At 73.6% G+C, this 24,891-nt stretch carries 23 protein-coding genes; 10 read left to right on the forward strand and 13 right to left on the reverse strand.

Annotated elements, in window-relative coordinates:
• Positions 1-423 precede the first annotated feature (423 nt).
• The 4 genes from AC4BGE_RS02825 to AC4BGE_RS02840 all read left to right on the forward strand — a co-directional run bounded on the left by AC4BGE_RS02825 (position 424) and on the right by AC4BGE_RS02840 (position 3,003).
• Positions 424-1,080, forward strand: coding sequence for a response regulator (locus AC4BGE_RS02825; protein WP_490571864.1), 657 nt, complete (start codon positions 424-426; stop codon positions 1,078-1,080).
• Positions 1,081-1,256: 176 nt separating this feature from the next.
• Positions 1,257-1,694, forward strand: a complete 438-nt coding sequence (locus AC4BGE_RS02830) for a UDP-N-acetylglucosamine--LPS N-acetylglucosamine transferase (protein ID WP_490571863.1) — start codon at positions 1,257-1,259, stop codon at positions 1,692-1,694.
• Positions 1,695-1,696: 2 nt separating this feature from the next.
• Positions 1,697-2,266 carry a glycosyltransferase gene (locus tag AC4BGE_RS02835; protein WP_490571899.1) on the forward strand — a complete coding sequence of 190 codons (570 nt, stop codon included), beginning with the start codon at positions 1,697-1,699 and terminating at the stop codon, positions 2,264-2,266.
• A 41-nt stretch (positions 2,267-2,307) separates the two neighbouring features.
• On the forward strand, positions 2,308-3,003 hold the full coding sequence (locus AC4BGE_RS02840; RefSeq protein ID WP_490574265.1) for a sugar transferase: 696 nt from the start codon (positions 2,308-2,310) through the stop codon (positions 3,001-3,003).
• 34 nt (positions 3,004-3,037) lie between these two features.
• Here the strand turns inward: AC4BGE_RS02840 and ligD (AC4BGE_RS02845) are convergent, their stop codons facing one another.
• Together ligD (AC4BGE_RS02845) and ligD (AC4BGE_RS02850) are read right to left on the reverse strand one after the other, a co-directional pair.
• Positions 3,038-3,946: a non-homologous end-joining DNA ligase gene (gene ligD / locus AC4BGE_RS02845; RefSeq protein WP_490571861.1), complete on the reverse strand. Its 909-nt coding sequence runs from the start codon at positions 3,944-3,946 to the stop codon at positions 3,038-3,040.
• Entirely contained in the window at positions 3,939-4,919 is a 981-nt protein-coding gene (gene ligD / locus AC4BGE_RS02850; RefSeq protein WP_490571898.1) for a non-homologous end-joining DNA ligase, read from the reverse strand. The genes ligD (AC4BGE_RS02845) and ligD (AC4BGE_RS02850) overlap by 8 nt, the downstream gene beginning before the upstream one ends.
• Before the next feature lie 94 nt (positions 4,920-5,013).
• On the opposite strand from ligD (AC4BGE_RS02850), the gene ku reads away from it, so the two are divergent.
• Positions 5,014-6,063: a non-homologous end joining protein Ku gene (ku, locus tag AC4BGE_RS02855; RefSeq protein ID WP_490574266.1), complete on the forward strand. Its 1,050-nt coding sequence runs from the start codon at positions 5,014-5,016 to the stop codon at positions 6,061-6,063.
• A 25-nt stretch (positions 6,064-6,088) separates the two neighbouring features.
• Here the strand turns inward: ku and AC4BGE_RS02860 are convergent, their stop codons facing one another.
• Positions 6,089-10,981, reverse strand: coding sequence for an NAD-glutamate dehydrogenase (locus AC4BGE_RS02860; protein WP_490574267.1), 4,893 nt, complete (start codon positions 10,979-10,981; stop codon positions 6,089-6,091).
• 94 nt (positions 10,982-11,075) lie between these two features.
• Here AC4BGE_RS02860 and AC4BGE_RS02865 point away from each other — a divergent pair, with 94 nt between their 5' ends.
• Positions 11,076-11,558, forward strand: a complete 483-nt coding sequence (locus tag AC4BGE_RS02865) for a DUF2505 domain-containing protein (protein WP_490571858.1) — start codon at positions 11,076-11,078, stop codon at positions 11,556-11,558.
• 296 nt (positions 11,559-11,854) lie between these two features.
• On the opposite strand, the gene pruA is transcribed toward AC4BGE_RS02865, so the two are convergent.
• Genes pruA through AC4BGE_RS02880 form a run of 3 tightly spaced genes read right to left on the reverse strand, consistent with a single transcriptional unit; the run spans position 11,855 to position 15,368 of the window.
• Positions 11,855-13,483, reverse strand: a complete 1,629-nt coding sequence (gene pruA / locus AC4BGE_RS02870) for an L-glutamate gamma-semialdehyde dehydrogenase (RefSeq protein ID WP_490574268.1) — start codon at positions 13,481-13,483, stop codon at positions 11,855-11,857.
• Between the two features lie 20 nt (positions 13,484-13,503).
• On the reverse strand, positions 13,504-13,905 hold the full coding sequence (locus AC4BGE_RS02875) for a DUF6912 family protein (protein WP_490571856.1): 402 nt from the start codon (positions 13,903-13,905) through the stop codon (positions 13,504-13,506).
• Positions 13,902-15,368, reverse strand: a complete 1,467-nt coding sequence (locus AC4BGE_RS02880) for a WS/DGAT/MGAT family O-acyltransferase (RefSeq protein WP_490574269.1) — start codon at positions 15,366-15,368, stop codon at positions 13,902-13,904. The genes AC4BGE_RS02875 and AC4BGE_RS02880 overlap by 4 nt, the downstream gene beginning before the upstream one ends.
• A gap of 77 nt (positions 15,369-15,445) precedes the next feature.
• Here AC4BGE_RS02880 and AC4BGE_RS02885 point away from each other — a divergent pair, with 77 nt between their 5' ends.
• Both AC4BGE_RS02885 and AC4BGE_RS02890 read left to right on the forward strand, forming a co-directional pair.
• On the forward strand, positions 15,446-15,844 hold the full coding sequence (locus AC4BGE_RS02885) for a hypothetical protein (protein WP_490574270.1): 399 nt from the start codon (positions 15,446-15,448) through the stop codon (positions 15,842-15,844).
• A 1-nt stretch (position 15,845) separates the two neighbouring features.
• A complete protein-coding gene (locus AC4BGE_RS02890; protein WP_490574271.1) occupies positions 15,846-17,168 on the forward strand; it encodes a hypothetical protein in 1,323 nt (440 codons plus the stop codon).
• Here AC4BGE_RS02890 and AC4BGE_RS02895 read toward each other — a convergent pair.
• Together AC4BGE_RS02895 and AC4BGE_RS02900 are read right to left on the reverse strand one after the other, a co-directional pair.
• A complete protein-coding gene (locus AC4BGE_RS02895; RefSeq protein ID WP_490574272.1) occupies positions 17,131-18,444 on the reverse strand; it encodes a CpaE/TadZ family protein in 1,314 nt (437 codons plus the stop codon). The genes AC4BGE_RS02890 and AC4BGE_RS02895 overlap by 38 nt on opposite strands.
• Positions 18,445-18,456: 12 nt before the next feature.
• Positions 18,457-19,110, reverse strand: a complete 654-nt coding sequence (locus tag AC4BGE_RS02900) for a hypothetical protein (protein WP_490571851.1) — start codon at positions 19,108-19,110, stop codon at positions 18,457-18,459.
• Positions 19,111-19,229: 119 nt separating this feature from the next.
• Here AC4BGE_RS02900 and AC4BGE_RS02905 point away from each other — a divergent pair, with 119 nt between their 5' ends.
• Positions 19,230-19,472 (forward strand): helix-turn-helix domain-containing protein, encoded by a 243-nt coding sequence (locus AC4BGE_RS02905; protein WP_490571850.1) that lies wholly within the window; start codon positions 19,230-19,232, stop codon positions 19,470-19,472.
• A gap of 19 nt (positions 19,473-19,491) precedes the next feature.
• Here AC4BGE_RS02905 and AC4BGE_RS02910 read toward each other — a convergent pair whose 3' ends face one another.
• From AC4BGE_RS02910 to sigE, 3 genes are all read right to left on the reverse strand, one after another.
• A complete protein-coding gene (locus tag AC4BGE_RS02910) occupies positions 19,492-20,541 on the reverse strand; it encodes a S1C family serine protease (RefSeq protein ID WP_490571849.1) in 1,050 nt (349 codons plus the stop codon).
• Positions 20,542-20,969: 428 nt separating this feature from the next.
• Positions 20,970-21,482: an anti-sigma factor gene (locus AC4BGE_RS02915; protein WP_490571848.1), complete on the reverse strand. Its 513-nt coding sequence runs from the start codon at positions 21,480-21,482 to the stop codon at positions 20,970-20,972.
• Positions 21,479-22,153: an RNA polymerase sigma factor SigE gene (gene sigE / locus AC4BGE_RS02920; protein ID WP_490571847.1), complete on the reverse strand. Its 675-nt coding sequence runs from the start codon at positions 22,151-22,153 to the stop codon at positions 21,479-21,481. Before sigE ends, AC4BGE_RS02915 begins: the two co-directional genes overlap by 4 nt.
• Positions 22,154-22,345: 192 nt before the next feature.
• Between sigE and AC4BGE_RS02925 the strand changes: the two genes are divergently transcribed.
• Entirely contained in the window at positions 22,346-22,984 is a 639-nt protein-coding gene (locus tag AC4BGE_RS02925) for an O-methyltransferase (RefSeq protein WP_490571846.1), read from the forward strand.
• A gap of 42 nt (positions 22,985-23,026) precedes the next feature.
• On the opposite strand, the gene AC4BGE_RS02930 is transcribed toward AC4BGE_RS02925, so the two are convergent.
• Both AC4BGE_RS02930 and AC4BGE_RS02935 read right to left on the reverse strand, forming a co-directional pair.
• Positions 23,027-23,362: a hypothetical protein gene (locus AC4BGE_RS02930; RefSeq protein WP_490571845.1), complete on the reverse strand. Its 336-nt coding sequence runs from the start codon at positions 23,360-23,362 to the stop codon at positions 23,027-23,029.
• On the reverse strand, positions 23,359-24,891 hold the full coding sequence (locus AC4BGE_RS02935; RefSeq protein WP_490571844.1) for a leucyl aminopeptidase: 1,533 nt from the start codon (positions 24,889-24,891) through the stop codon (positions 23,359-23,361). Before AC4BGE_RS02935 ends, AC4BGE_RS02930 begins: the two co-directional genes overlap by 4 nt.

Here is a 24,891-nt window from a genome sequence, read left to right on the forward strand (position 1 = left end):
GCGGCGACGCAGGGCCGGACCGCCTCGGTTCCGTCGCACCCGCCACGACGAGCCCAGGGGCCATGGTCCGCCCTCGGAGGCCCCGGGGGGCACGAACGCCGAAGTTATTCCCCACTATTGATGAGCCTGCCCTCCGGATGCCTCGCCTCCCCCGCTCTCCGGCCTCCGCCGCGTCACCCAATTGAGGCAACGGATTCCCGAGACCGGGTGACGCCGAAGGAGGACAGGCCGTAACCTCCCTGGTGGGAGAAGACGCCAGGACCCGGAACCGGGCCGGTGTCCGACACGGAGGCCGGGGCGGCACCTCGGTAGACCAGCGGACGGCGGCCGGCGCCGCAGATTCGCCCGAACTCGTCCCGGACACCGGGACGACGAGACACGGTAGGGCGACAGTTGGAGGGCACGATGAGAGGCACATCGAGGGTGTGTGTCATCGAGGACCACACTTTGTTCGCGGAGTCGCTGCAGATCGCGCTCGAGCTCAAGGGCCACGAGGTGCGCCGCGTCCCGCTCCCCGCCGACCTGCACCAGGCCACCAGCCTGCTCCCCGCGGTGATGAAGCACCAGCCCCACGTCCTGCTCCTCGACCTCGACCTGGGCAACGCCGACGGCAGCCGGCTGATCGAGCCGGTGGCCCGGGCCGGGACCGCCGTGGTGGTGCTGACCGGCAGCAGCGACCGGGCCCGCTGGGGCCAGTGCCTGCGCCTGGGCGCGCGCAAGGTGATGGTGAAGACCGCGCCGCTCAACGAGATCCTGGCGACGATCCGCCTCATCGGCGAGGGCCGGCCGGTGATGCCGGTCGCCGAGCGCGAGGAGCTGGTGCGCCACTGGCAGGAGGAGCGAGCCGCGGTCAGCGAGCTGCAGGACCGTCTCAACCGGCTCACCGCCCGTGAGGCCGAGGTGCTCGGCCAGCTGATGGACGGGCGTCAGGTCCGCCAGATCGCGGAGACCAGCGTCGTCTCGGAGGCCACGGTGCGCACCCAGGTGAAGTCGATCCTCTCCAAGCTCGAGGTCACCTCCCAGATCGGTGCGGTCGGGCTGGCCCACCACGCCGGCTGGGTCGCCCCCGTCTCCTCCTGACCGGCCCGACTAGACCACCGGGCCTTGGCCGGAACAAATCCGGTCCTGCTGTCACATGCCCTATTTGGGGCATGCGTGCCTCTCGTTCGTTTCATAGCGTGAGCGCCGTCGCCCGCCAGGGTGACCCTGTGACTCAGGGATTCGGCGTGGGGGGGGACCGTTCGATGCGAGTGCTCATGGTCTGTTCCTCCGGCGGGCACCTCACGCAGCTGATGTGCCTGGAGTCCTGGTGGACCGAGCACGAGCGCCGGTGGGTCACCTTCGACACCGAGGACGCCGTGACCAAGCTGGCCACCGAGGACGTCGTCCACGCCCACCACCCCACCACCCGCAACCTGCGCAACCTGCTCCGCAACACGGTCCTGGCCTGGCGGGTGCTGCGCGACTACCGCCCCGACATCGTGCTCACCACGGGTGCCGGCGTGGCGGTCCCCTTCTTCTGGCTCCGTCGGCTCGTCGGCGCCAAGACGGTCTATCTCGAGGTGTTCGACCGGATCGACTCCAAGACCCTCACCGCACGGCTGTGCCACCCGGTGACCGACCTTTTCCTCGTCCAGTGGCCCGAGCAGGAGCTTCTCTACCGTGACTCGGTGCTGCTGGGGAAGGTGTGGTGACCATGCTCTCCCGCCAGATCCGCATCCCTCGGCAGCGGACCCTCCCCACAGTCCTGCGCAGCCCGGCCGGTCCCGGGGTCGCCGTGCTGCTCGGCACCGACCACCACCCCTTCGACCGGCTGGTGGGCTGGGCGGCCACGCTGGCCGCCGAGAGCCCCGACCCCTGGTTCGTCCAGCACGGCGCGACCGACCTTCAGGTCGGTCTCGACGGTCGCCACATGCTCGGCGGCCGCGAGCTCGCCCGCCTCCTGGACTCCGTCGACGTGGTCATCACCCACGGCGGCCCGGGTCTGATCATGGAGGCCCGCGGCGCCCGGCACATCCCCATCGTGGTCCCCCGCGACCCCAGCCTCGGCGAGCACGTCGACAGCCACCAGATCCGCTTCGCGCAACGGCTCGACGAGCGCGGCGACATCCGGATGGTCGACAGCCTCGACCAGCTGCGCGAGGCGGTGGCCCTGGCCAAGGTGATGGGCCGCGTCGCCGCCGACGTCCCGACCCAGCGCGCTGAGACGACCGTGCGATTCGGAGAGCTCGTGGACCAGCTGTACCGGGGAGTCCCGGGTCGATGACCGACCTGGCCCCGGCGCCGGGGAGCACCAGGCCCGCCCCGATGAGGCTCCGCCTCGTCCCGGCCCTCGACGACCTGGCACCCCCTCACACCTCGGCCACCGGCGTCCGGGCCACCGGCCGTCAGGTCGCCGTCTCGCCGGCACGCCTGGTCAAGGAGGTGTGGGAGCGGGCCTTCGCCGCCCTGCTCCTGGTCCTGCTGCTCCCGCTGCTGGCCGTCCTCATGCTCGCCGTCCGCTCCGACCGCGGCGGTCCGGCGATCTTCCGGCAGGTCCGGGTGGGTCGCGGGGGCCGCCAGTTCGTGATGCTGAAGCTGCGCACCATGCACCGCGGCGCGCACGAGCGCCTCGCCGACCTGAGCGACCGCAACGAGGTCGACAGGGTGCTGTTCAAGATGCGCCACGACCCCCGCGTCACCCGCCTCGGGCGGGTGCTGCGCAAGTACTCCCTCGACGAGCTCCCCCAGCTGTGGAACGTCGTGCGCGGCGACATGGCGCTGGTGGGGCCCCGCCCGGCCCTGCCGCGCGAGGTGGCGGCCTACCCCCCGGACGCCTTCCGGCGGCTGGCGGTCAAGCCGGGGCTGACCGGCCTGTGGCAGGTCTCGGGCCGCTCCGACCTCTCCTGGGAGGAGAGCAAGCGGATCGACCTGCGCTACGTCGAGGACTGGTCGCTCGCCCTCGACCTGGTCATCGTGGCGCGGACCGCGAAGGCCGTGATCGGCCACCGGGGCGCCTACTGAGGCTGCGGCTGTCCGGGCTTCCGGGCTGTGGGACTCAGTGGGCCCGGCGGGGATCGAACAGGTCCCGGTGCTCCGCGATGCGCGACAGCACCGTCTCCATGTCCAGCTGCTCCAGGGCCAGGGCGTCCTCCGCGCCGGCCTCCACCTCGGCCCAGGTGATCGGCGCGGCGACCGTGGGACGCTCCCGGCCGCGCAGCGAGTAGGGCGAGATGGTCGTCTTGGAGCCGGAGTTCTGCGACCAGTCGAGGAAGACCTTGCCGCCGCGCCGGGACTTGGTCATCGTCGCGGTGACCAGGTCGCCGTGCTCGCGCTGGAGCTCCTCGGCGACCTCCTTGGCCAACGCGGTCGTGCCCTCCTCGTCCAGCTCGCCGTCCAGGCCGGCATAGAGGTGGATCCCCTTGCTGCCGCTGAGCACCGGCCTGCCGGTCAGCCCGCGGGCCTCGAGGTGCTCGCGCACCATCAGCGCCACCCGAGCGCACTCGTGGAGGCCCGCCGGCTCGCCGGGGTCGAGGTCGATCACCAGGCGGTCGGGGTGGCGCAGCGTTCCGTCCCCGGCGACCCGCCACTGGTGCACGTGGAGCTCGAGGGAGGCGAGGTTGACCAACCAGGTGAGCGTGGCGAGGTCGTCGACCACCGGGAAGACCAGGGTGCCCGAGGCGTCCGAGCCGGCCCTCGACCCGGTCGTCGGCACCTCGGCGGTGCGGACCCACGACGGCGTCCGGGCGGGCACGTTCTTCTCGAAGAAGCTGCCGTCCTGGACCCCGTGCGGCCAGCGGATCCGGGTCACGCAGCGGTCAGCCAGGTGCGGCAGCATCACCGGGGCCACCTGGGCGTAGTAGTTGAGCACCTCGCCCTTGGTGGTGCCGGTGCGCGGGTAGAGCACCTTCTCCAGGTTGCTCAGCCGCAGGGTCCGGCCGTCGACCTCGACGTGCACCTCACTCATCGTCCTGCCCCTCCCCCTGCTCGGCCGGATCGTGCTCGGCAACCTCCTGCTCGGCCGGATCCTGCTCGGCCAGGTCCTGCGGGGCCAGATCGGTCCGGACCCCCCGGAACGACGGCTGGCGCAGCCGCGCGTGGTGGGAGAAGCCCAGCGACTCCACGTCGACGACCAGCTCGGGGCGCACCCAGTGGGTGCCCACGGCGTCGACCCGCGGGATCTCCTCGGCGAACGGCGACTCCGGGCTGGCGAGCGGCTCCAGCAGCGCCCTGAGCACCGGCCCCACCCGCCCGGCGATCCCGCTGCCGACCCGGCCCCGGAAGCGCAGGCCACCGGGAGTCACCTCGCCGACCAGCAGGGAGCCCACCCGCTGGGACGACCCGGTCTCGGGCCGCCACCCGCCGACCACCCACGAGGTCCGCTCGCGGTGGGGGAACTTCAGCCAGTGGGGGGTGCGCACGCCGGGCGTGTAGCGCGAGGAGAGGCGCTTGCTCACCACCCCTTCCAGCCGCTGCTGGCGGGTGGCCTCCCACAGCATCTCGCCGTCGTCGTAGACCGGAGGGACCTGGCACCGGTCGGTGCCCAGCCCCAGCGCCTCCAGCCGGCCCCGCCGCCGCTCGAGGGGCTCGCCGGTCAGGTCGGCCCCGTCGCGGCGCAGCAGGTCGAAGAGCAGCAGGGTGACCGGCCGCGACTCGGCCAGGGCCGCAGCCCGGCGGGCGTTGCGCTGGTGCATCCGCTCGGCGAGCGCGCCGAAGCTCGGCCGGCCGTCGTCGAAGGCCACCACCTCCCCGTCGAGGAGCGCGTCGGGCGCGTCGATCCGGGCCAGCTCGGGGAAGGAGACGGTGACGTCGTTCTCGTTGCGCGACCACAGCCGGGCCTGCCCGGAGACGACCTCGACGAGCACCCGCATGCCGTCCCACTTGACCTCGTGGCACCACTGGTCGCCGGTCGGCAGCCGGTCTCCCCGGGTCGCGAGCATGGGACGCACCGGTTCATCCTCGCGGACAGGGGGTAAGGATGGCGATACTGGGGCGACGCGACCCCGACGCGTCGCTGGGAGAGGAGATCGGCACATGAGGGCGATCTGGAAGGGCTCGGTCTCGTTCGGACTGGTCAACGTGCCGGTCAAGCTGTACTCGGCGACCGAGTCGCACGACGTCTCGTTCCGCCAGGTGCACGCCAAGGACGGCGGCCGGATCAAGTACCAGCGGGTCTGCTCCGTCGACGGCGAGGAGGTGCCCTACGCCGACATCGCCAAGGGCTACGAGACCGAGGACGGCGAGATGGTCATCCTCACCGACGACGACCTGGCCCAGCTGCCCTCCACCTCGTCGCGCGAGATCGCGGTGGAGAAGTTCGTGCCCAGCAGCCAGATCGACCCGATGCTCTTCGAGAAGAGCTACTACCTCGAGCCGGAGAAGAGCGGGGCCAAGCCCTACGCACTGCTGCGCCAGGCCCTCGAGGAGGCGGACCGGATGGCGGTGGTCACCGTCGCGCTGCGCCAGCGCACCTCGGTGGCGGTGCTCCGGGTCCGCGACGACGTGATCGTGCTCCAGACCATGATGTGGCCCGACGAGGTCCGCACCCCCGACTTCTCCGTCGAGGCCGGCGAGGTGAAGCCCAGCGAGGTCAAGATGGCCCAGATGCTCGTCGAGACGCTGGCCGGCGACTTCGACCCCGCCGAGTTCGAGGACGACTACGCCGAGGCGGTCGAGGAGCTGGTGACCTCCAAGATCGAGGGCGGCGAGGTCAAGCGGACCGCCACCTCCACCAAGTCCTCCGGCGAGGTGGTCGACCTGCTGGCCGCCCTGCAGAAGTCGGTCGCGGCCGCGAAGAAGGCGCGCGGCGAGGAGGTCCCCGACGACGCGGACGACGCGACTGGGACGGACGACGGGGACGCGGACGCGGACGACGCGGACGACGCAGGCGAGGCGGACGCGGCCGCGCCGGCCGGCAAGGCGACCGCACGCAAGTCGCCTGCCAAGAAGACCGCCCCGAAGAAGGCCCCCGCGAAGGCCGCCACCAAGGCCGCCACCAAGGCAGCCGCGAAGAAGGCGCCGGCCAAGAAGGCCGCCGCCAAGAAGACTTCGAAGAAGGCGCCGGCGGCGAAGAAGGCCAGCTGACCCGCGGCGAGTCCGGAGGACGGCCTCAGGCCAGCAGGCTGCGCACCACCCGCAACGCCACCGACATGCGGGCCAGGTCGGCCTCCTCGTCCAGCACGATCTCCTCCAGGGTCTGCACCGCGCCCCGCACCACCTCGGGGCGCCGCGCCTCCCAGGCAGCCACGCGCTCGTCGGCCGAGCCGTCGGGCGCCGCGGCGAGCGCCTCCGCGGTCAGCGAGGCGTGCACCGAGTAGAGGTCGTCACGCAGCGCGGCCCGGGCCATCGTCTGCCAACGGTCCGTGCGCGGGAGCTGCTGGATCCGCTGCACCAGCGAGGGCAGGCCCAGCCGCTCACCGAGGGCGAAGTGGACCCGGGCCACCTCGTCGGCCTCCAGGGACTCGCGCTGGGCGGTCTCCACCACGGAGAGCAGCGCATAGCTGGGCGGCAGCACCGCCACCCGCACCGCCAGCTCCTCGGGCACCCCGTGGTCGACGAGCCGGTCCCGGCGCTCCTCGAAGGCGGCCAGCTCCCGGCCGCCGAGCAGCCCCGGCAGGGCCGCCATCGTCCGCTGCACCGGGACGCTGAGGGAGTCGACCAGCTCCTCGCTCTGCAGCGGTCGCCGGTGGGTCACCAGCCAGCGGGAGGCCCGCTCGACCAGGGTCCGCATCTCCAGCCGCATCTGCGTCTGGAGCGAGGCCGAGAGCCGGTTGTCCCACTCCTCCAGCTCGCGGCGCAGCGCGAGCGAGCCGAAGACCTCCCGGGCCACGAAGTTGGCCCGGGTCAGCTCCCCGGCCCCGGCGCCGGTCTCCCGGGCGAGCCGGGTCCAGTAGGTCATCCCGGCCCCGTTGACGAGGTCGTTGACGACCTGGGTGGTGATGATCTCCCGGCGCAGGGGGTGAGCCAGCATCTGGGCCCGGTGGTCCTGGTGCATCCGCTGGGGGAAGTAGGTGATCAGGTCCAGGATCAGGTAGGGGTCGTCGGGCAGGTCGGTGGCGAGCAGCTCGTCGGCGAGCACGATCTTGGTGTAGGCCAGCAGCACCGAGAGCTCGGGCAGGCTGAGCCCCTCCCCCCGCTCGAGCCGGCGGCGCACCTCCTTGCGGTCCGGCAGCGCCTCCAGCTCGCGGTTGAGCACCCCCCGCCGCTCCAGGTCCCGCATCCAGTCCTCGTGGACGTGGAGCATCGCCGGGGCCTGGCTCGCCGCGTTGGCCAGTGCCAGGTTCTGCTCGTAGTTGTCACGCAGCACCAGGGCGGCCACCTCGTCGGTCATCTCGGCCAGCAGGGTGTTGCGCGCCTCGGCCTCCAGCTGTCCGTCGGCGACCGCGCGGTCGAGCAGGATCTTGATGTTGACCTCGTGGTCGGAGGTGTCGACCCCGGCGGAGTTGTCGATGAAGTCGGTGTTGATCCGGCCGCCCTCGCCGCCGCAGCCCTCTCGCGCGTACTCGATGCGGCCGAGCTGGGTGAAGCCGAGGTTCCCGCCCTCGCCCACGCAGCCGGCCCGCAGGTCGGCGCCGTCGACCCGGATCGGGTCGTTGGCCTTGTCCCCGGCATCGGCGTGGCTCTCCGAGCTCGCCTTCACATACGTCCCGATGCCGCCGTTCCACAGCAGGTCGACGGGGCTGGTCAGGATCGCGCGCATCAGGTCCGAGGGCGTCATCTTGTCCACGTCGTCGGGGATGCCCAGGGCCCGGCGCACCGCGTCGTTGAGCGGGATCGACTTGCTCTCCCGGCTGTGCACCCCGCCACCCTCGGAGATCAGCGCGGAGTCGTAGTCGCGCCAGCTGGAGCGGGGCAGCTCGAAGAGCCGCCGGCGCTCGGCGTAGGAGGCGGCGGGGTCCGGGTCGGGGTCGAGGAAGATGTCGCGGTGGTCGAAGGCGGCCACCAGCCGGATGTGCTCGGAGCAGAGCATGCCGTTGCCGAAGACGTCGCCCGACATGTCGCCGATCCCGACGCAGGTGAAGTCCTCGGCCTGGCAGTCGACGCCGCGCTCGCGGAAGTGGCGCTGCACCGAGACCCAGGCGCCGCGGGCGGTGATGCCCATCCCCTTGTGGTCGTAGCCCACGGAGCCGCCGGAGGCGAAGGCGTCACCGAGCCAGAACCCGTAGTCGCGGGAGATCTCGTTGGCGATGTCGGAGAACGAGGCGGTGCCCTTGTCGGCCGCCACCACCAGGTAGGAGTCGTCGCCGTCGTGGCGGACCACCCTCGGCGGCGGCACGGTCCGCCCGTCGACCAGGTTGTCGGTGACGTCGAGGAGGCCGCGGATGAAGCTGCGGTAGCAGGCCACGCCCTCGGCCATCCAGGCCTCCCGGTCGGAGGGGTCCGGGAGCTGCTTGGCCACGAAGCCGCCCTTGGCGCCGACCGGCACGATCACGGTGTTCTTCACCATCTGCGCCTTGACCAGGCCCAGCACCTCGGTCCGGAAGTCGTCGCGCCGGTCGGACCAGCGCAGCCCGCCGCGGGCGACCCGGCCGAACCGCAGGTGGACCCCCTCGACGCGGGGCGAGTGGACGAAGATCTCGAAGGCCGGCCGCGGCTCGGGCAGGGTGCCGATCCGCTGCGGGTCGAGCTTGAGCGCGAGGTAGGGGCGGGGCCCGGCCTCGGGGTCGTCCCCCTCCGGCCGGAAGTAGTTGGTGCGCAGGGTGGCCTGCAGGTGGGTGAGGTAGGAGCGCAGGATCCTGTCGTGATCGAGGCTGACCACGTCGTCCAGCGCCGCCTCGAGCCGCTCCTCGACCACCGAGACCAGGCTGGTGCGGGCTTCGGCGTCGGCGGCCAGGTCGTCGCGGCCGGGGTCGAAGCGCGCCTCGAAGAGCTGGACGAGGAGGCGCGCGATCTCCAGGTTGGTGAGCAGCGCACCCTGCACCGAGGTGACGGTGAACGGCGCGTTCCCCTGGCGCATGTAGCGGGCGTAGGCGCGCAGCACGCTGACCTGTCGCCAGGTCAGGCCGGCGGAGAGCACCAGCGCGTTGAAGCCGTCGTTCTCGTTGCGTCGCTGCCAGGTGGCCAGCAGCGTCTCGACCGCCAGGGCGGCGGCGCCCTCGACGGGCGGCCGCTCGTCGCGCAGGCCGAACTCGTAGACGTGGGTGGGCCGGGCCAGCCCCTCGAGCTGGTAGGGCCGTTCGTCGACGACCTCCACGCCGAGGGAGGAGATCATCGGCAGCACCTCCGAGAGGGAGAGGGGTGCCCCGAGCCGGTAGATCTTGAGCCGGGCCTGGCTGCGCCGCTCCTGGTCCTCGTCGGCGAGCAGGACCAGGTCGAGGCCCTCGTCGCCCTCGATCGCCTCCAGCCGGAGCGCGTCCTCGGCGGCCGTGGCGGCCGAGAAGTCCTCCTTGTAGGCCTCGGGGAACGCGGCCGAGTAGCGCCGGGCCAGCTCGGCGCCACGGTCCTCGCCGCAGCGCGCGACGAGCTCGGCACGCAGGTCGTCGCGCCAGGAGCGCGAGGCCTGGGCCAGCAGCTGCTCGACCGTGGCCGGGTCGACGTCGCGCAGCACCCCGCCGGCGGCCGGGTGCACCACGAAGTGGACCCGCGCCGTGGCGGACTCGTTGACCCGGGCGGTGAACTCCACGTGCTCGCCGTCGAGGTGCTCGCGCAGGATGGCGGCGAACCGCTCCCGCACGGTCGTGCTGTAGCGGTCGCGGGGCAGGAAGACCAGGGCCGATACGTAGCGACCGTAGGTGTCGCGGCGCAGGAACACGCGCAGCTGGCGGCGCTGGCCGGCGTGCATCATGCTCTCCGCGATCGGCGCCAGCTCGGAGAGCGGGGTGTGGAAGAACTCGTCGCGCGGGTAGTGCTCGAGGGTGTCCATCAGCTGCTTGCCGGCGTGGCTGCGCCGGTCGAAGCCCACGCTCTCCAGGATCCCCGCGGCCTTCTCCCGCAGCAGCGGGATCCGGGTGATGGACTCGGTGTAGGCACCGCTGGAGAGCAGCCCCAGGAAGCGCCGCTCGCCGACCACCCGGCCGTGGGCGTCGAACTTCTTGACCCCGACGTAGTCCAGGTAGGCGGGCCGGTGGACGGTGGCGCGCGAGTTGGCCTTGGTCAGCACCAGCAGGGTCCGCTCGGCGGCCTTGTGGGCGGCGATCTCGGGCAGCCGCGAACCCTCCCCGCTCATGTCGGGGTCGGCCCGCAGGATGCCCAGCCCGGTGCCCGGCACCGCCCGCAGCAGCACCTGGTCGGGCTCCTCGCCGGTCTCCAGCCGGTACTCGCGGTAGCCCAGGAAGGTGAAATGGTCCTCGACCAGCCACTGCAGCAGGGCCCGGCCCTGGGCGACCTCGTCGTCGGGCAGGGCGGGCGGGTCCTCGCGCAGCTCGGCCATCACCCGCTCGGCCTCGGCCCGCATCTTGGCCCAGTCCTCGACCGCCTCGCGGACGTCGCGCAGCACCCGCTGGAGGTTCTCCTCGACCGCAGCCGCCTCGTCGGCGTCGACGACCCGGTCGAACTCGACCGACATCCACGACTCGACGCTGCCGTCCGTCCCGGCTTCCGGGGCCACGTGGGCCGTCTCGTCGACCGGACGGACCGACTCCAGGGCACCGGTGATGTCGCGGGCCACCGCGAACCGGGGGTGGATCACCCGGTGCACCCCGGAGCCGAGGCGGTCCAGCTCCATCGTCACCGAGTCGACCAGGAACGGCATGTCGTCGGTGACGATCTCCACCACCGAGTGGCCCTTGGCCGACCAGCCGGCCTCCTCGGCGACGGGGGTGCCGACGCGGACCACGGCGCGACCCTGGGGGCGCTCCTGCGCCAGCTGCCGGTGGCTCGCCCAGGCGCCGTACAGGTCGGCGGGAGTGCGCTCGACCACGTCCTCGGGAGCCACGTGGCGGTAGTAGGCCCGCACGAGGGACTCCTCGTCCTCCCCCGGGTCCCGACCCGTCGTCCGACCGCGCCCCAGGGCGACCGCCTCCACCAGCAGCTGTGACTTGTCTTCCTCGAGGTCCACGGACACGCCCCAGACCCTAGGCACAGGGATGTGAGCCACACAACACCATCACCCCCCGGCGCGTCCCCGCCGGGCCCGCCGACCCGTCATGATGTCCCCCATGACGAAGCGACTCACGCACCTGCTGACCTACCCCGCCCCCCTCGAGGAGGTGGCCGCGATGCTGCGCGACCCGGGGTTCCGCGAGGAGGTCTGCCGGGAGCAGCACGTGCTGGAGCACCGCGTCTCGGTGGAGGAGCTCGGCGCCACCACGGTGGTCACCGTCACGCAGGTCCAGGAGGCCCGCGGCATCCCGGCCGTCGCGGCCAAGATCGTCGGGGACCGCATCGACATCGTGCAGACCGAGACCTGGCACGACCACGAGCGCGCCGACTACCGCGTGGAGATCCCCGGGAAGCCGGGCGAGATCTCCGGCACCGCCGTGCTCACCGAGTCAGGGGGCACGACGACCGAGACCGTGTCCCTCGACATCTCGGTCCGCGTCCCGCTCGTCGGCGGCAGGATCGAGGGGGTCGTCCACGACCTGGTCGTCAAGGCGCTCGAGGTCGAGAACCGGGTCGGCCGCGCCCGGCTCGCCGGCTGAGGCCTGCTCTGCCCGGTCGGCCACGTCGGCCACGTCGGCCACGTCGGCCACGTCGGCCTCGTCGGCCACGTCGGCCATGTCGGCCACGTCGGCCATGTCGGCCCGGCGACGCAGCCACACCACCACCGCGAGCAGCGCGAACGGCCCGAAGGCGAGCAGCAGGATGAGGACCTGCTCGTAGGCGTGGAGCGGTCCCATGTGGAGCGGGAGGACGGGCATGCCTCCATTGTCCTCCCACCCCGCCGGCCTCGGCCACCCCGGCCGGACGGCGGGGGCGTCGCGGGGGCGTCGGCGGGTCAGTCCATGTGCGGGTAGCCGATCTCGGTCGGCGGCACGAAGGTCTCCTTGATCGAGCGGGGACTGGTCCAGCGCAGCAGGTTGAGCGCGGCGCCGGCCTTGTCGTTGGTGCCCGACGCGCGGCCGCCGCCGAAGGGCTGCTGGCCGACCACGGCCCCGGTCGGCTTGTCGTTGACGTAGAAGTTGCCGGCCGCGAAGCGCAGCGTCTCGCTCGCCCAGGCCACGGCCGACCGGTCCTGGGCGATGACGGCGCCGGTGAGCGCGTAGGGGGCGAAGGACTCCATCTGGGTCACCACCTCCTCGAACCGGTCGTCGTCGTAGACGTGCACGACCAGGATCGGGCCGAAGTACTCCTCGGAGAACATCTGGTCGGTGGGGTCGCTGGACTCCACCACGGTCGGGCGGACGAACCAGCCGACCGAGTCGTCGCACTCCCCGCCGGCCAGCAGGCTCAGGTGCGGCGTCTGCGCCACCCGGTCGAGCGCCCGGCGGTGCCGGTCGAAGGCCCGCTGGTCGATGACGGCGCCCATGAAGTTGCCCAGGTCGGTCACGTCGCCCATGGCGAGCCCCTCGACCTCGGCGACCAGCGGGTCGCGCACCCGCTCCCAGACCGAGCGCGCGACGTAGGCCCGCGAGGCGGCCGAGCACTTCTGGCCCTGGTACTCGAAGGCGCCGCGGACCATCGCCACCCGCAGCACGTCGGGGTCGGCGGAGGGGTGGGCGACGATGAAGTCCTTGCCTCCGGTCTCGCCGACGATCCGCGGGTAGGCGCGGTAGGAGGAGATGTTCTCCCCCACGGTGCGCCACAGGTGCTGGAAGGTCGCGGTGGAGCCGGTGAAGTGGATGCCGGCCAGGTCGCGGTGGGCCAGCGCCACCTCGGAGACCGCCAGCCCGTCGCCGGGCAGCATGTTGATCACCCCGGGCGGCATCCCGGCCTCCTCGAGGAGCTGCATGGTCAGGCTCGCGGCCAGCTGCTGGGTGGGCGAGGGCTTCCACAGCACGGTGTTGCCCATCAGGGCGGGGGCGGTGGGCAGGTTGCCGGCGATGGCGGTGAAGTTGAACGGGGTGATGGCGTAGACGAAGCCCTCGAGCGGGCGGTGGTCGGTGCGGTTCCACACCCCACGGCTCTGGGCGATCGGCTGGTCGGTGAGGATCTGCTTGGCGTAGTGGACGTTGAAGCGCCAGAAGTCGATCAGCTCGCAGGCCGAGTCGATCTCGGCCTGCTGGGCGGTCTTGGACTGCCCGAGCATGGTGGCGGCGTTGAGCCGCTGCCGCCACGGGCCGGCGAGCAGGTCGGCGGCCTTGAGCAGGATCGCGCACCGCTCGTCGAACGACATCCGCTGCCAGGGGCCAGCCGCCTCGTGCGCGGCGGCCACCGCGTCGGCGGCGTCCTCGGCGCTCGCGCCCCGGAAGGTGGCCAGCACGTGCTGGTGGTCGTGGGGCTGCACCACCGAGGTCTCGGGTCCGCGCCCGGCCCGGCGCTCCCCGCCGATGTGCGCGGGCAGCTCGGACTGCTCGCCCTCCAGGCGGGCCAGCTCCACCAGGAGCTCCTCGCGCTCGGGCGTGCCCGGGGCGTAGGTGAGGGTCGGCTCGTTGACCGGGGCCGGAGGGAATGCGATGCCGTCCATGCTCGCGACCTTAGCCCGGCTCAGACGAGGTGCTCCAGCTCCTCGGGGGCGAACCAGGCGAGGTCGTCGTCGGGATCGGCGCCGGCGGCCCTGTCCTCGGTGTCGAGGTGCACGGCCACCACGTCGCGGCGCGCCGTGCCGGCCGGGGCCCCGGCCTCGGGGTCGGTCGCGAGGTCGGTCGCGGGGTCGGTCCCGGTCTCGGTCACCACCACGACCCGCCGGCCCCCGGGCACGCCCAGCCGGGCGCCGAGTGCGGTGGAGAGGTCCGCGGCGGTCATCAGGGCGGCGTACTCGGACTCCTCGTCGTCACCCTCGGCCCGGACCGGGCCCTCCTCTGCCACCTCGTCGGGCGGCAGCACGCCGCCGGCGACCAGCACGCCCAGCCCCCGGGTGGTGGTGGGCAGGTACAGCCGGGTGCTCACCGGCCCTCCTTGCCGGCGCGCGGCGGCGTGGCGCCGCTCTTGCGGCGACCGCGTGGCGCGCGGGGGCGGGAGTCGCTGGCGGAGTCCTTCAGCTCCTCGAGGGCCTCGACCACGCACTGGCCCAGCACGTCGGCGTCGGGGAGCAGGTCGCGGTCGGCGGTGATGCCGTAGAAGACCCGGCCGTCGTAGGAGGTGACGCCGATGGCCAGCGCGTGGCCGGGCAGGAGCGGGTGCACGGGATAGCTCTCGAGCATCTGGGCGCCGCCCGCGTAGAGCGGGAACTGCGGGCCGGGGACGTTGGTCACCGAGAGGTGGAAGCCCCGGCGCAGCTCCTGGGCGGCGACGCGCGAGCCGAGCGCGTGGAAGGTGGTCGGCGCGAAGCCGGCGATCCCGGCCAGCCGCCGGGCGCCCACGGCCAGGCCGGTCTCCCGGTGGCTGTGGAACCCGTAGCTGACCTGGAGCAGCCGGACCACGGGGCTGGGCTCGCCGATCGGCAGGTAGACCTCGTGCCCGGTCACCTGGGTGCCCAGGGAGGTCGCCTCGAGCTCGTCGTCGATCACCGACATCGGGACCACCGCCCTGAGGCGCTTGATGCCGTGCAGGCCCTCGTCCCGGGTCATCAGCCACCCGCGCAGCGCGCCCGCGACGGTGGCCAGCACCACGTCGTTGACGCTGGTGCCGTGCACCCGGCGGATGCGCCGGTAGTCGGCCAGGTCGGTGGCCACGGTGACCACCCGGCGCTGCTGGGAGAGGGGCCCGTTGACCGGCGACTCCGGGACCGGCCGGCGGTTGGACAGCGCACCGGCGACGTGGCTCACCCGGTGGCGGGCGTCGTCGGCGGTGCGCAGCAGCGCGCCCAGGTTGCTGCGGGCGGTGTTGACCAGGGTGCGGGGGGACTCCAGGCTCTCCAGCAGCGCGCCGGCGACCAGCGAGGCCGGCGTCGGCGCGCGCCCCGGGCGCCACTCGTCCCGGCCCAGGGGCGCCTGCTTGGGGTCGACGTCGAGCATGACCTGGCCCAGGTCGACGGTCTCGATCCCGTCGACCAGGATCTGGTGCGACTTGGCCAGCACGGCCACCCGGCCCTCGGCCAGGCCCTCGATCACGTAGACCTCCCACAGCGGGCGGTTGCGGTCCAGGGACCGCGACACGATCCGGGCGGTCAGCTCGCGGAGCTGGTCCATGGTGCCCGGGCGCGGCAGCGCCGAACGGCGTACGTGGTAGCTGAGGTCGAACTCCTGGTCGTCGACCCACACGGGGTTGGCGATCCGGCCGGGGACGGCCTGGAGCCGCTGCCGGTAGCGGGGCACGTAGGCGATCCGCTCGGCGATGAGCTCGACCACCTGGGAGTAGTCGAACCCGCGGGCGCCTGGCTCGAAGACCTCCAGCGTCGCGTTGTGCATCGGTGTCGAAGGCGAATCCGTGGCGAGGAACGCCAGGTCTCGCGGCCGCAGCCGCTCACTCATGTCTGCCCTTCCGTCCTCGGACTTGCCTGCTCATGGGATTCTGGCAGAAGGACCCCACCCACAGGAGGAACGCCCAGATGCTTGCCCCGATCCGCCGCCGTCGGCGACTCGCCGCCGGAGCCGCCGCCTCCTGCCTGGTGCTGCTCGGCCTGACCTCGTGCGGGGACGACTCCGCCGGTTCCGCGGACCCCGCGGAGGGCTCGACCACCCAGCAGCAGGCGCCGATCCGGGTGACGGTCGAGGGTGACAGCATCCAGCCCGCCGGCGAGCGGGTCCAGGTCGGGGTCGACGAGCCGGTCACGATCGAGGTGACCTCCGACCGCGACGGCGAGCTGCACGTCCACTCCACCCCCGAGCAGGAGATCGCCTTCACCGAGGGCACCACCGAGCACGAGCTGGTGCTCGACCGCCCGGGCGTGGTCGAGGTCGAGTCCCACGACCCCGACCTCGTCGTGCTGCAGCTCGAAGTCCGCTGAGGTGGAGCGCGACCTCCTCGCCCACGGGCTGGGCGGGGCCAAGGACCTGCCCATCTCCCCCGAGCTCGCGATCGCCGGGGCGGTAGCGGCCCTCGTCGTCTCCTTCAGCGTGCTGGCGCTGGCCTGGCGCACGCCCCGGTTCGACGGCGAGCCCGGCCGGCTCGCGCCGGAGCGGCTGCGCCGCGTCGTCGCCTCGGCCTGGTTCGTCGGCGTCGTGCGGGCGCTCGGGATGGCACTCTTCGGGTGGTTCCTCTTCGCGGCCGTCCTCGGGGAGAACCTGGTCATCAACCCGGCCCTGGGCATGTTCTACGTGCTCCTGTGGGTCGGCCTGGTGCCGCTGAGCCTGCTGCTCGGGCCGGCGTACAAGGCGCTCAGCCCCGTGCGCACCCTGCACGCCGGCCTGGCCCGGCTCACCGGCTCCGACCCCTCGCGGGGCCTGCGCGACTACCCGGCCCGGTGGGGCTACTGGCCGGCGGCGCTGGGGCTCTTCGCGTTCGTCTGGCTCGAGCTGGTGCACCCCGACTCCACCCAGCTCGGCACGGTACGCCTCTGGGTCGCGGTCTACGTCGCGGTGATGGTGCTCGGCGGGGCCGTCTTCGGGGACAGGTTCTTCGAGCACGCCGACCCGTTCGAGGTGTACTCCACCCTGGTCGGTCGCCTCTCGGTGTGGGGACGGCGCGACGACGGCGAGCTGGTGCTGCGCTCCCCGCTGGCCAACCTCGCCCGGACCCCCGCTCGGCCCGGACTGGTGGCGGTGGTGGCGGTGCTCTTCGGCAGCACCGGCTTCGACTCCTTCCGCGAGTCACCCCCCTGGTTGCGCTACGTGCAGTCCTCCGAGCTCAGCTCGGTGCTGCTGGGCAACCTGGCGCTGCTCGCCTTCTGCGCCGGGGTGGGCCTGGTCTTCGCCGCGTCCACCGCCGCCACCGGCGTCGGGGACGACGTGCAGCGGCGCCGCCTGCCCGCGCTCTTCGCGCACTCGATGGTCCCGATCATCGTGGGCTACATCGTGGCCCACTACCTGTCCTACTTCATCGAGTACGGGCAGGTCACCCTGATCCAGATGAGCGACCCGCTCTCCCGCGGCGACGACCTCCTGGGCACCGCCGACCTCCAGGTGAACCGCTGGCTCTCCTACCACCCCACCCTGCTGGCCGACATCAAGGTGCTCGGCGTGGTGCTGGGCCACGTGCTCGGGGTCGTGGCCGCGCACGACCGCGCGGTCAAGCTGCTGCCCCGTCAGCACCAGCTGACGGGTCAGCTGCCGCTGCTCTTCGCCATGGTGGGCTTCACCGCCGGCGGTCTGTACCTGCTGTTCGCGGCCTGAGCAGCCGCACCAGCCGGCGGCCCGGACCACCGGAGCCGCCCGGCCGGCAGCTGGTCGGGTGCAGCGCGTCGACCAGCTCGACCACCGCCCGGGAGAGCGGCGACTCGGCCTGCTCGCCGACCGCACGCCCGGCCACCAGCGCCCGGTCGGCGCCGGCCCGGTCGTCGGGCAGGAAGTGCAGGCCGCAGACCCGGGCGAACCCCTCGACCATCCCGGCGACGTCGGAGTCGGCCCAGCCGAGCGAGGGCCGCATCCGGTTGACCGCGACCCGCACCGGCACGCCGGGGACGTGCTCGCGCAGGTCGACCAGCCCGCGGGCCAGGCGCGAGAGACCGACCGGGTCCGCACCCCCGACCACGAGCACCTCGTCGGCCGCCTCCAACGCCTCCAGCGTCATCTGGTTGCGCAGGCCGGAGTGGCCCAGCCCCACGTCGGACTGCAGGTCGGCGCCGGTGTCGACGACGACGTCGCGGCGCTGCCGGGCCTCGTGCAGCACGTCGGCGATCGCGCCGGGACGCACCTCGACCCACCGGTCCGGGCGTGGCAGCCCGGTCATCACCTCCAGGTGCGGCGCCACGGCGCGGCAGGCCGACGGGAGCCGCTCGGGCAGGGTGCCGGAGGACACCAGCCGAGCCGCGGAGAGCACCCCCGAGACCTGGTCGAGGACGCCCAGGTGCTGGGCCACGGAGGCGGCGTGGGGGTCGGCATCGACCAGCAGGGTCGGGCGGCCGCGCCGGGCCAGCTCGGCCGCGACCGCGGTGGCCAGGGTGGTCCGCCCCGGGGCACCGGCCGGACCCCAGACCGCGATCACCCGACGCGACTGCGACTGCGACTCCGACTCCGGCCCCGCAGCGGGCGCACCCGCCGGGCCGGGCCGGTCGGCCGGGCCCGGGGCGCCGGCGGCACGCACCGGACGGGACCGCGTGTCGGCGAGGTCGTCGGCCAGCGCCACCACCCCCGGCAGCTGGGCGACGTCGTCGGCCCCCACCCAGGTGCGCACCGCCAGCCGGGCCAGCCGGGCGGCCACGTCGTCGCGCCCGGGCGCGGCCACCACGGCCACCGGACGCACCGCGTGGCGGCGCAGGTGCTCGACGGCCGAGCCGTCCAGCCCGGGGGCCTCCAGGGCCACCACGGCGACGTCGGCCTGGCCGGTGGCCGCGGTCGCCATCAGGTCGTCGACGTCGACGCAGCGCTTGAGCACCACCACGCCGGCGGCCTCCCCCAGGTGCCTGAGCGCGGCGGACTCCCAGGCCGCCCCGGAGGCGAGGACCAGCACGCAGACCACCGCTCAGCCCCGCCCGACCAGCATCAGGCGGCCCTCGCCGCTGGCGGTCAGCACCCGGGCCAGGGTGACCCCGTCGTCCGGGATGCCGAGAACCAGCTGGCGGTCCTGGCCCGCGACCCCGAGGTCGCCGGGGGCCCGCGGCGCGTCGACCACCCGCACCCCCGGGACGGCCAGCCTGGCCTTGCTCCCCTCGCCCGAGCCGGCGTGCGGAAGCATCCACACGTCGACCAGCGACCCGGTGGTCACCGCCGGCGGGAGCTGCCTCGCGGGGACGGAGACCGAGACGTGCGGCTCCTGCTCCTGCGCGGCGCCGAGCACCGTGCGCGGGAGCAGCTCGCCGGCCGCGACCCCGCGCACCAGGTGACGCTCGTCGGGCAGCTCCTGGTCGGTGGTGAAGTAGCGCGCCGCGTCGGCTTCGACGGCGAACCGGACCCGGCGCGCGACCAGGTCACCGGGCTCGACCTCCTCCCCCTCGGCGAGGTCGGAGGCGACGCTCCACATCGCGACCGTCTCGTCGGCACCGCCGACCACCCGGGCCCCGACGACCACCGAGACCGCCACCAGGGCGAGCCCGACCCACAGGCGAGGATCCCGCCAGCCGGCGCTCGCGGAGCGCTGTGCGGCAGGACTGTCATCACCCGGAGGACTCGTCAGCACGGGAATCATCCTCCCGCGCCCGGACCACCCCTCCCCGGTCCGTCCACAGAGAGGGCATCTCTCCACAGCCCGGGGTCTCCTCCACGGATCAGGCAGGTCCGGATGGCACCATGGGGGCCATGCCCGGCACGCCACGATTCCTCACCCTGGCCGACGTCGCGGAGGTGCTCAACACCTCCAGCGCGCAGGTCTACGCCCTGGTCCGGCGCGGCGAGCTGCCGGCCATCAAGATCGGGGGCCGCGGTCAGTGGCGGGTCGAGCACACCCAGCTCGAGGACTTCATCGACAAGATGTACGCCGAGACCAAGCAGTTCGTCGACGAGCACCCCTTCGTGGAGGCCGAGTCGCGCGGCCAGGACTGAGGCGCCCGCCGGGGCGCCCTCAGCCGACCTCGGAGTCGAGGACGATCGAGACCGTCCGCTCCTCCCCGTCGCGCACCACGGTGAGCTCGAGGGTCTCCCCGGGCTGGTGGGTGCGGATCATCACGATCAGGGCGATCCCGTCCGCGATCCGGTCGCCGTCGATCGCCACCACCACGTCGTCCTTGCGGAGGCCGGCGGTGGCCGCGGGGGTGCCGCTCTTCACCTCGTCGATCCGCGCCCCGCGCACGTCCTGGTCGCCCTGGGTCTGCACGGTCGCCCCGATCACGGGGTAGCGCGCCTCACCGGTGCGCAGGATCTGGTCGGCGGTGGTCCGGACCTGCTCGATCGGGATCGCGAAGCCCACCCCGATGCTGCCCGCCTCGCGGAGCATCCCACCGGTGGTGGCGATCGCCGAGTTGACCCCGACCACCTGCCCGGCGAGGTCGACCAGCGGCCCGCCGGAGTTGCCCGGGTTGATGGCGGCGTCGGTCTGCACGGCGTTGATGAACGAGGTCTCGTCGTCGCTCTCGCCGGTGGTCACCGGACGGTTGAGCGCGCTCACGATCCCGGAGGTCACCGTCTGGCTGAGCCCCAGCGGCGCACCGAAGGCGACCACCGGGTCACCGACCAGCAGGCGGCTGGAGGCCCCCAGGCTGGCCGCCCGCAGGTCCTCGGCCCCTTCCACGGAGAGGACGGCGAGGTCGTAGACCTGGCTGGCGCCCACCACGCTGGCCTCGTAGGTGCGACCCTCGGAGTCGACCACCCGCAGCGCTCCGCCGAGGGCCTCGACGCCGGCCACGACGTGCTGGTTGGTGATCACGTGCCCCTCGCTGTCGAGGACGAACCCCGAGCCCGTGGCCCCGGTCTCCCCCGCCCCCGCGAGCACCTGCACGGTGCTGGGCAGCATCTCCCGGGCGACCGCGGAGACCGACTGGTTGTCCTCGGCCAACGGCGGGGCGGTCCGGGTGGTCCCGGGCTCGAGGCCGGAGCCGCCGAGCTCCAGGGACTCGTAGAGCGCGCCACCGAGCGCCCCGCCGGCCAGCCCGACGAGCAGGGCCAGTGCGGCCACGGCAGGCCAGACGAACCCTGGGGCGGACCCGGCTCGCGCCCGGTGCTGGGACCGGGGGGCACCGGGGGCACCGGGGGCACCGGGGACACCGGGGGCACCGGGGGCGCCGGGGGCACCGGCGGGGCCCTGCTGCGACTGCGCCCACTCCTGCGACCCCGGCTGGCTCGGACGCGGTGCCAGAGGCTGTGTCAGCGGCTCGTTCGGGGGCTCGTTCGGGGGCTCGTTCGAGGGCTGGTTCGGGGGCTGGGCACCGGCCGCCGGCGGCGGCGGACCCCAGGGCCCGGACTGCGGCATGGCCTGTGGCATGGACTGCGGCATGGCCTGAGGGGGTCCCGGCGGCAGTGCCTGCTGCGGCGGTACCGGGGGCTGGGCGAGGGGCGGCTCGTCGTCCCGCTGCTCGGGGGTCTCGTCCCCCGGGTGGTCATGGTTCACGGGAACAGTGTCGCCCGAGCGCCGCCCGGACGCACCGGTGAGGGCCGGATGGCCGGCTGGCCGCCGGTGCGGGAGTCGTTGCCGGAGGTCGGCGGCACCAGGCTGGTCACCGGGCCCCGGCGCTCGGTCTGCGGCGCGTTGGCGGGCACGGCACCGAGCGCCAGGACGCCGACCACGGCCACGGCCACCCCGCCTCCGCCCAGGGCGACGAGGTGACGTGGGCGCGGGCGGCCCGGGGAGCGCACCTCGTCCAGGTGGCGCTGCATCGGGGAGGCGCCCTCCGGCGCCATCGCCAGCAGCGCGCTGCGCAGGTCGTCGGCCACGCCCGGGGGGGCCGCCGGGGAGCAGTGGGTGAGCTCGGCCAGCCGGGTCTTCACCCAGCCCTCGCGCTCGACCATGTCGCGGCACGGGTGGCAGGTGTGGACGTGCTCCCAGGCCCGTTCCTCCTCCGCCGGGCTCAGGTGACCGTCGAGCAGGGCGCTGACCCGGCTTCCGAGGTGGCCGATCACGATCCGCTCCTCAGCACCGGCTGCTCCTCCGACAAGGGGCCGGCATGCCGTTCGCGTCCCTCCCCCGGAGCCCGGTGGGCGAGCGCCTTGCGGAGCATGGTGCGGCCCCGGTGGATCCGCGAGCGGACGGTGCCGAGCTTGGCGTCCATGATCTCGGCGATCTCCTCGTAGGAGAGGCCCTCGACGTCGCAGAGCACCACGGCCGCCCGGAAGTCCGGCGGCAGGGTGGCCAGGGCGCGCTCGATGTCGTCGTCGAAGGTGCGGTCGGCGTAGGCCGTCTCCGGCGCGGGCGAGGCGGAGGTCAGCCGGCTGGCCCGCTCGTCGGAGAGAGCGTCGAAGCGGATCCGCTGACGACGCCGGGCCTGGTCGAGGAAGAGGTTGGTGGTGATCCGGTGCAGCCAGCCCTCGAAGGTGCCGGGGGTGTAGGAGTCCAAGGAGCGGAAGACCCGGACGAAGACCTCCTGGGTCAGGTCCTCGGCGTCGTGCCGGTTGGCGGTGAGGCGGTAGGCGAGCCGGAAGACCCGGTCGGAGTGCCGCGCCACGACCTCGTCCCAGGTCGGGACCGCGCCGGCGTCCACGACCTCGGCGTCCGGGCGGCCCGCCGCCTCGCTGGAGCTCTCCACCGGGGCCTCCTGGGGGCTGGGACGGGACGACGGGGCGAACAGGCGCATGTCTCTCCTGACGCTCGAGGACGACAGTAGGTTCCCGTACTGAGAGGAACCTGTGAGGATCCCCCGGCATTCCCGCGCGGCGCGGGGCGTCCCACGCGATAGAGTCGCCGAGGGCCCGGGGCTGCGGACCTCCGCACACGGGCACTCGCCCGTTCCCACCCTGCACCCCAGGAGGTCGCCATCACCGCACCCATGAAGCCCGCCAGCTGGAACCACGCCGAGGGGTTCGTCGCCGAAGACGACGTGCTCCGCGCCGCCCGGGCCCGCGCCGAGGAGGTCGGGGTGACCCCGATCGGCTCCGGCGGGGGTGCTGCGCTGCGGTTCCTGGCCGCGGTCCTCGAGGCCCGCACCGTCGTGGAGATCGGCACCGGGACCGGGGTCTCGGGGCTGTGGATGCTGCGCGGCATGCGGCCCGACGGGGTGCTGACCACCGTCGACATCGAGGCCGAGCACCAGCGTCTCGCCAAGGAGACGTTCTCCGAGGCCGGGATCCCGCCCCAGCGCGCCCGCACCATCAGCGGTGCCGCGCTCGACGTGCTCCCCCGGCTCACCGACGGCCACTACGACCTGGTCTTCTGCGACGGCGACAAGCGTGAGTACTCCGCGTACCTCAAGGAGGCACTGCGCCTGCTGCGCCCCGGCGGCGTGGTGGCCTTCGACAACGCGCTGTGGCACGACCGGGTCGCCGACCCGTCCCAGCGCGACGAGGAGACCGTGGCGATCCGCGAGCTGGGACGCCAGGTCGCCGAGCACGAGTCGCTCGTCCCGGTCCTGCTGCCGGTCGGGGACGGGCTGCTGCTGGCGAAGAAGGAGTGGGCCGGCGAGGAGTGAGCGCCACGACCGGGGCCGGTCCGGCGTGTCGACCGGCACCGGTCAGCGGGGCGTGGCCTCGAAGCCTTCCCAGCCCTCCGCCACCGCGACGATCTCGCACGGCTCGATCAGCTCCGGGGACGAGCCGATGATCTGCGAGCCGGGCGCCTCCGCGGCCCCACGCCGGAAGGTCTCCTCGAACTCGGCCCGCGCGGCGTCGTCGGCGAAGACGTAGCAGCCCTCGAACCACTCGCCCCGACGCATCCGCCAGGTCTTGAACCGCAGCCCCGCCATCCCGGTGAAGCGGGCGTGCGAGGTCTCGTCGACGTAGCGCGCCAGCTCCTCCTCGACGCCCTCGGCCGCCCCCGCCAGGGACCACCTGACGGTGAGCCCCCTCATCGCAGGCCCTCCAGCGGCGCCGGCCGCCCGAGCCAGGTCAGCAGCAGCCGGGCGCCGAACCCGCTGGGACCGGTCGTCCACTCGAAGCGCTCCTCGGGGGCGTCGCCCACCGAGGCGACGTCCAGGTGCGCCCAGGGCACGTCCCCGGCGAAGTGCTGGAGGAAGAGCGCCGCGGTGATGGCGCCGGCTCCCCCGGCCGCGTTGTCGGCGTCGGCGATCTTGGAGGCCAGCTTCTCCTCGTAGTCGGCGACCAGCGGCATCCGCCACACGCGCTCGCCCGACCGCTCGCCGGCGGCGGCGATGTCGGCGGCCAGCGCCTCGTGGTTGGCGAAGAAGCCGCCGGTCTGCTGGCCCAGCGCGACCTTCATCGCCCCGGTCAGGGTGGCCACGTCGACCAGCACGTCGGGCTTCAGCTCCGAGACCGCGTAGGCCATCGCGTCGGCGAGCACCAGGCGCCCCTCGGCGTCGGTGTTGTTGACCTCCGAGGTGCGCCCGCCGTGGTGCACGATCACGTCGCCGGGGCGCATCGCCGAGCCGCTGATCGCGTTCTCCGCGGCCGGGACCAGGCCGGTGACCCGCACCGGGCACCCCAGGTCGGCCAGCGCGGCCATGGTGGCGAGCACCACGGCCCCGCCGGTCATGTCGCGCTTCATGGTGGACATGCCCTGGGCCGGCTTGATGTCGAGGCCACCGGTGTCGAAGGTGATGCCCTTGCCGACCAGGACCACCAGGGGCGCGTCGTCGGCCACCCCCTCGGGGCGGTAGTCGAGCCGGATCAGCCGGGGCGGGGTGCTGGACGCGGCGCCGACGGCGAGGATCCCGCCGAAGCCCTCCGCGGCGAGCCGGTCCTCGTCCCAGACGGTGATCTCGAGACCGGCCTCCTCGGCGACCTCGGCCGCCTGCTCGGCGAGCCAGGCGGGGTTCTTCAGGTTGGAGGGCACCGTGGCCAGGGTCCGGGCCCGCCAGCCGGCGCCGCCGAGCGCGAGCGCGCGGTCGAGCTCGACCCGGCGGTCCTGCGCCTCGGGCACGCCGGCCAGGACGACCTGTCGCACCGGGTGCGCGGCCGGCCCCTCGGAGCGCCAGTGGAAGCCGAAGGAGCCGAGCATCGCGCCGACCACCACCGCCTCCAGCCCCTCCTGGGGGGCGATCGCCGCGAGCGTGGTGGCCACGCTCGCGCGGTCCTTGACCGCGCGCGCCAGCGAGGCCCCGGCCCGACGGAAGTCGGTGGGCGACTGATCCCCGACGCCGACCAGCAGGACCTGGCGCACCTCGCCGTGCGAGACGGGCACCACGGTGACCTCACCGACGCGGCCGGTGGCCCGGGCGGAGTCGAGCAGGTCGAGCAGGTCGAGGCCGAGCAGCTCGGCCGCGTCGTCGGCGCCGGGCCCCAGCTGGAGCGTCCCGTCATCCTCGGCGGGGAGCACCGGGAAGGCCCAGCACTCGACACCGCCGATCTCGTGGGGCGCGTGCGCGGAGAGCGCGAACGCAGGCGGCGAGACCTGGGTCGGCAGGGCGGCGGAGACTGCCAC

This window comes from Nocardioides sp. Z50_6 (genome assembly GCF_058215755.1).

Coding starts and splice junctions, on each gene's coding strand:
- AC4BGE_RS02830 (WP_490571863.1), top strand. CDS start 1,257: ATGGTCTGTTCCTCCGGCGGGCACCTCACGCAGCTGATGTGCCTGGAG.
- AC4BGE_RS02835 (WP_490571899.1), top strand. CDS start 1,697: ATGCTCTCCCGCCAGATCCGCATCCCTCGGCAGCGGACCCTCCCCACA.
- AC4BGE_RS02840 (WP_490574265.1), top strand. CDS start 2,308: ATGAGGCTCCGCCTCGTCCCGGCCCTCGACGACCTGGCACCCCCTCAC.
- ligD (WP_490571861.1), bottom strand. CDS start 3,946: ATGAGTGAGGTGCACGTCGAGGTCGACGGCCGGACCCTGCGGCTGAGC.
- ligD (WP_490571898.1), bottom strand. CDS start 4,919: ATGCTCGCGACCCGGGGAGACCGGCTGCCGACCGGCGACCAGTGGTGC.
- ku (WP_490574266.1), top strand. CDS start 5,014: ATGAGGGCGATCTGGAAGGGCTCGGTCTCGTTCGGACTGGTCAACGTG.
- AC4BGE_RS02865 (WP_490571858.1), top strand. CDS start 11,076: ATGACGAAGCGACTCACGCACCTGCTGACCTACCCCGCCCCCCTCGAG.
- pruA (WP_490574268.1), bottom strand. CDS start 13,483: ATGGACGGCATCGCATTCCCTCCGGCCCCGGTCAACGAGCCGACCCTC.
- AC4BGE_RS02880 (WP_490574269.1), bottom strand. CDS start 15,368: ATGAGTGAGCGGCTGCGGCCGCGAGACCTGGCGTTCCTCGCCACGGAT.
- AC4BGE_RS02885 (WP_490574270.1), top strand. CDS start 15,446: ATGCTTGCCCCGATCCGCCGCCGTCGGCGACTCGCCGCCGGAGCCGCC.
- AC4BGE_RS02905 (WP_490571850.1), top strand. CDS start 19,230: ATGCCCGGCACGCCACGATTCCTCACCCTGGCCGACGTCGCGGAGGTG.
- sigE (WP_490571847.1), bottom strand. CDS start 22,153: ATGCGCCTGTTCGCCCCGTCGTCCCGTCCCAGCCCCCAGGAGGCCCCG.
- AC4BGE_RS02925 (WP_490571846.1), top strand. CDS start 22,346: ATGAAGCCCGCCAGCTGGAACCACGCCGAGGGGTTCGTCGCCGAAGAC.
- AC4BGE_RS02930 (WP_490571845.1), bottom strand. CDS start 23,362: ATGAGGGGGCTCACCGTCAGGTGGTCCCTGGCGGGGGCGGCCGAGGGC.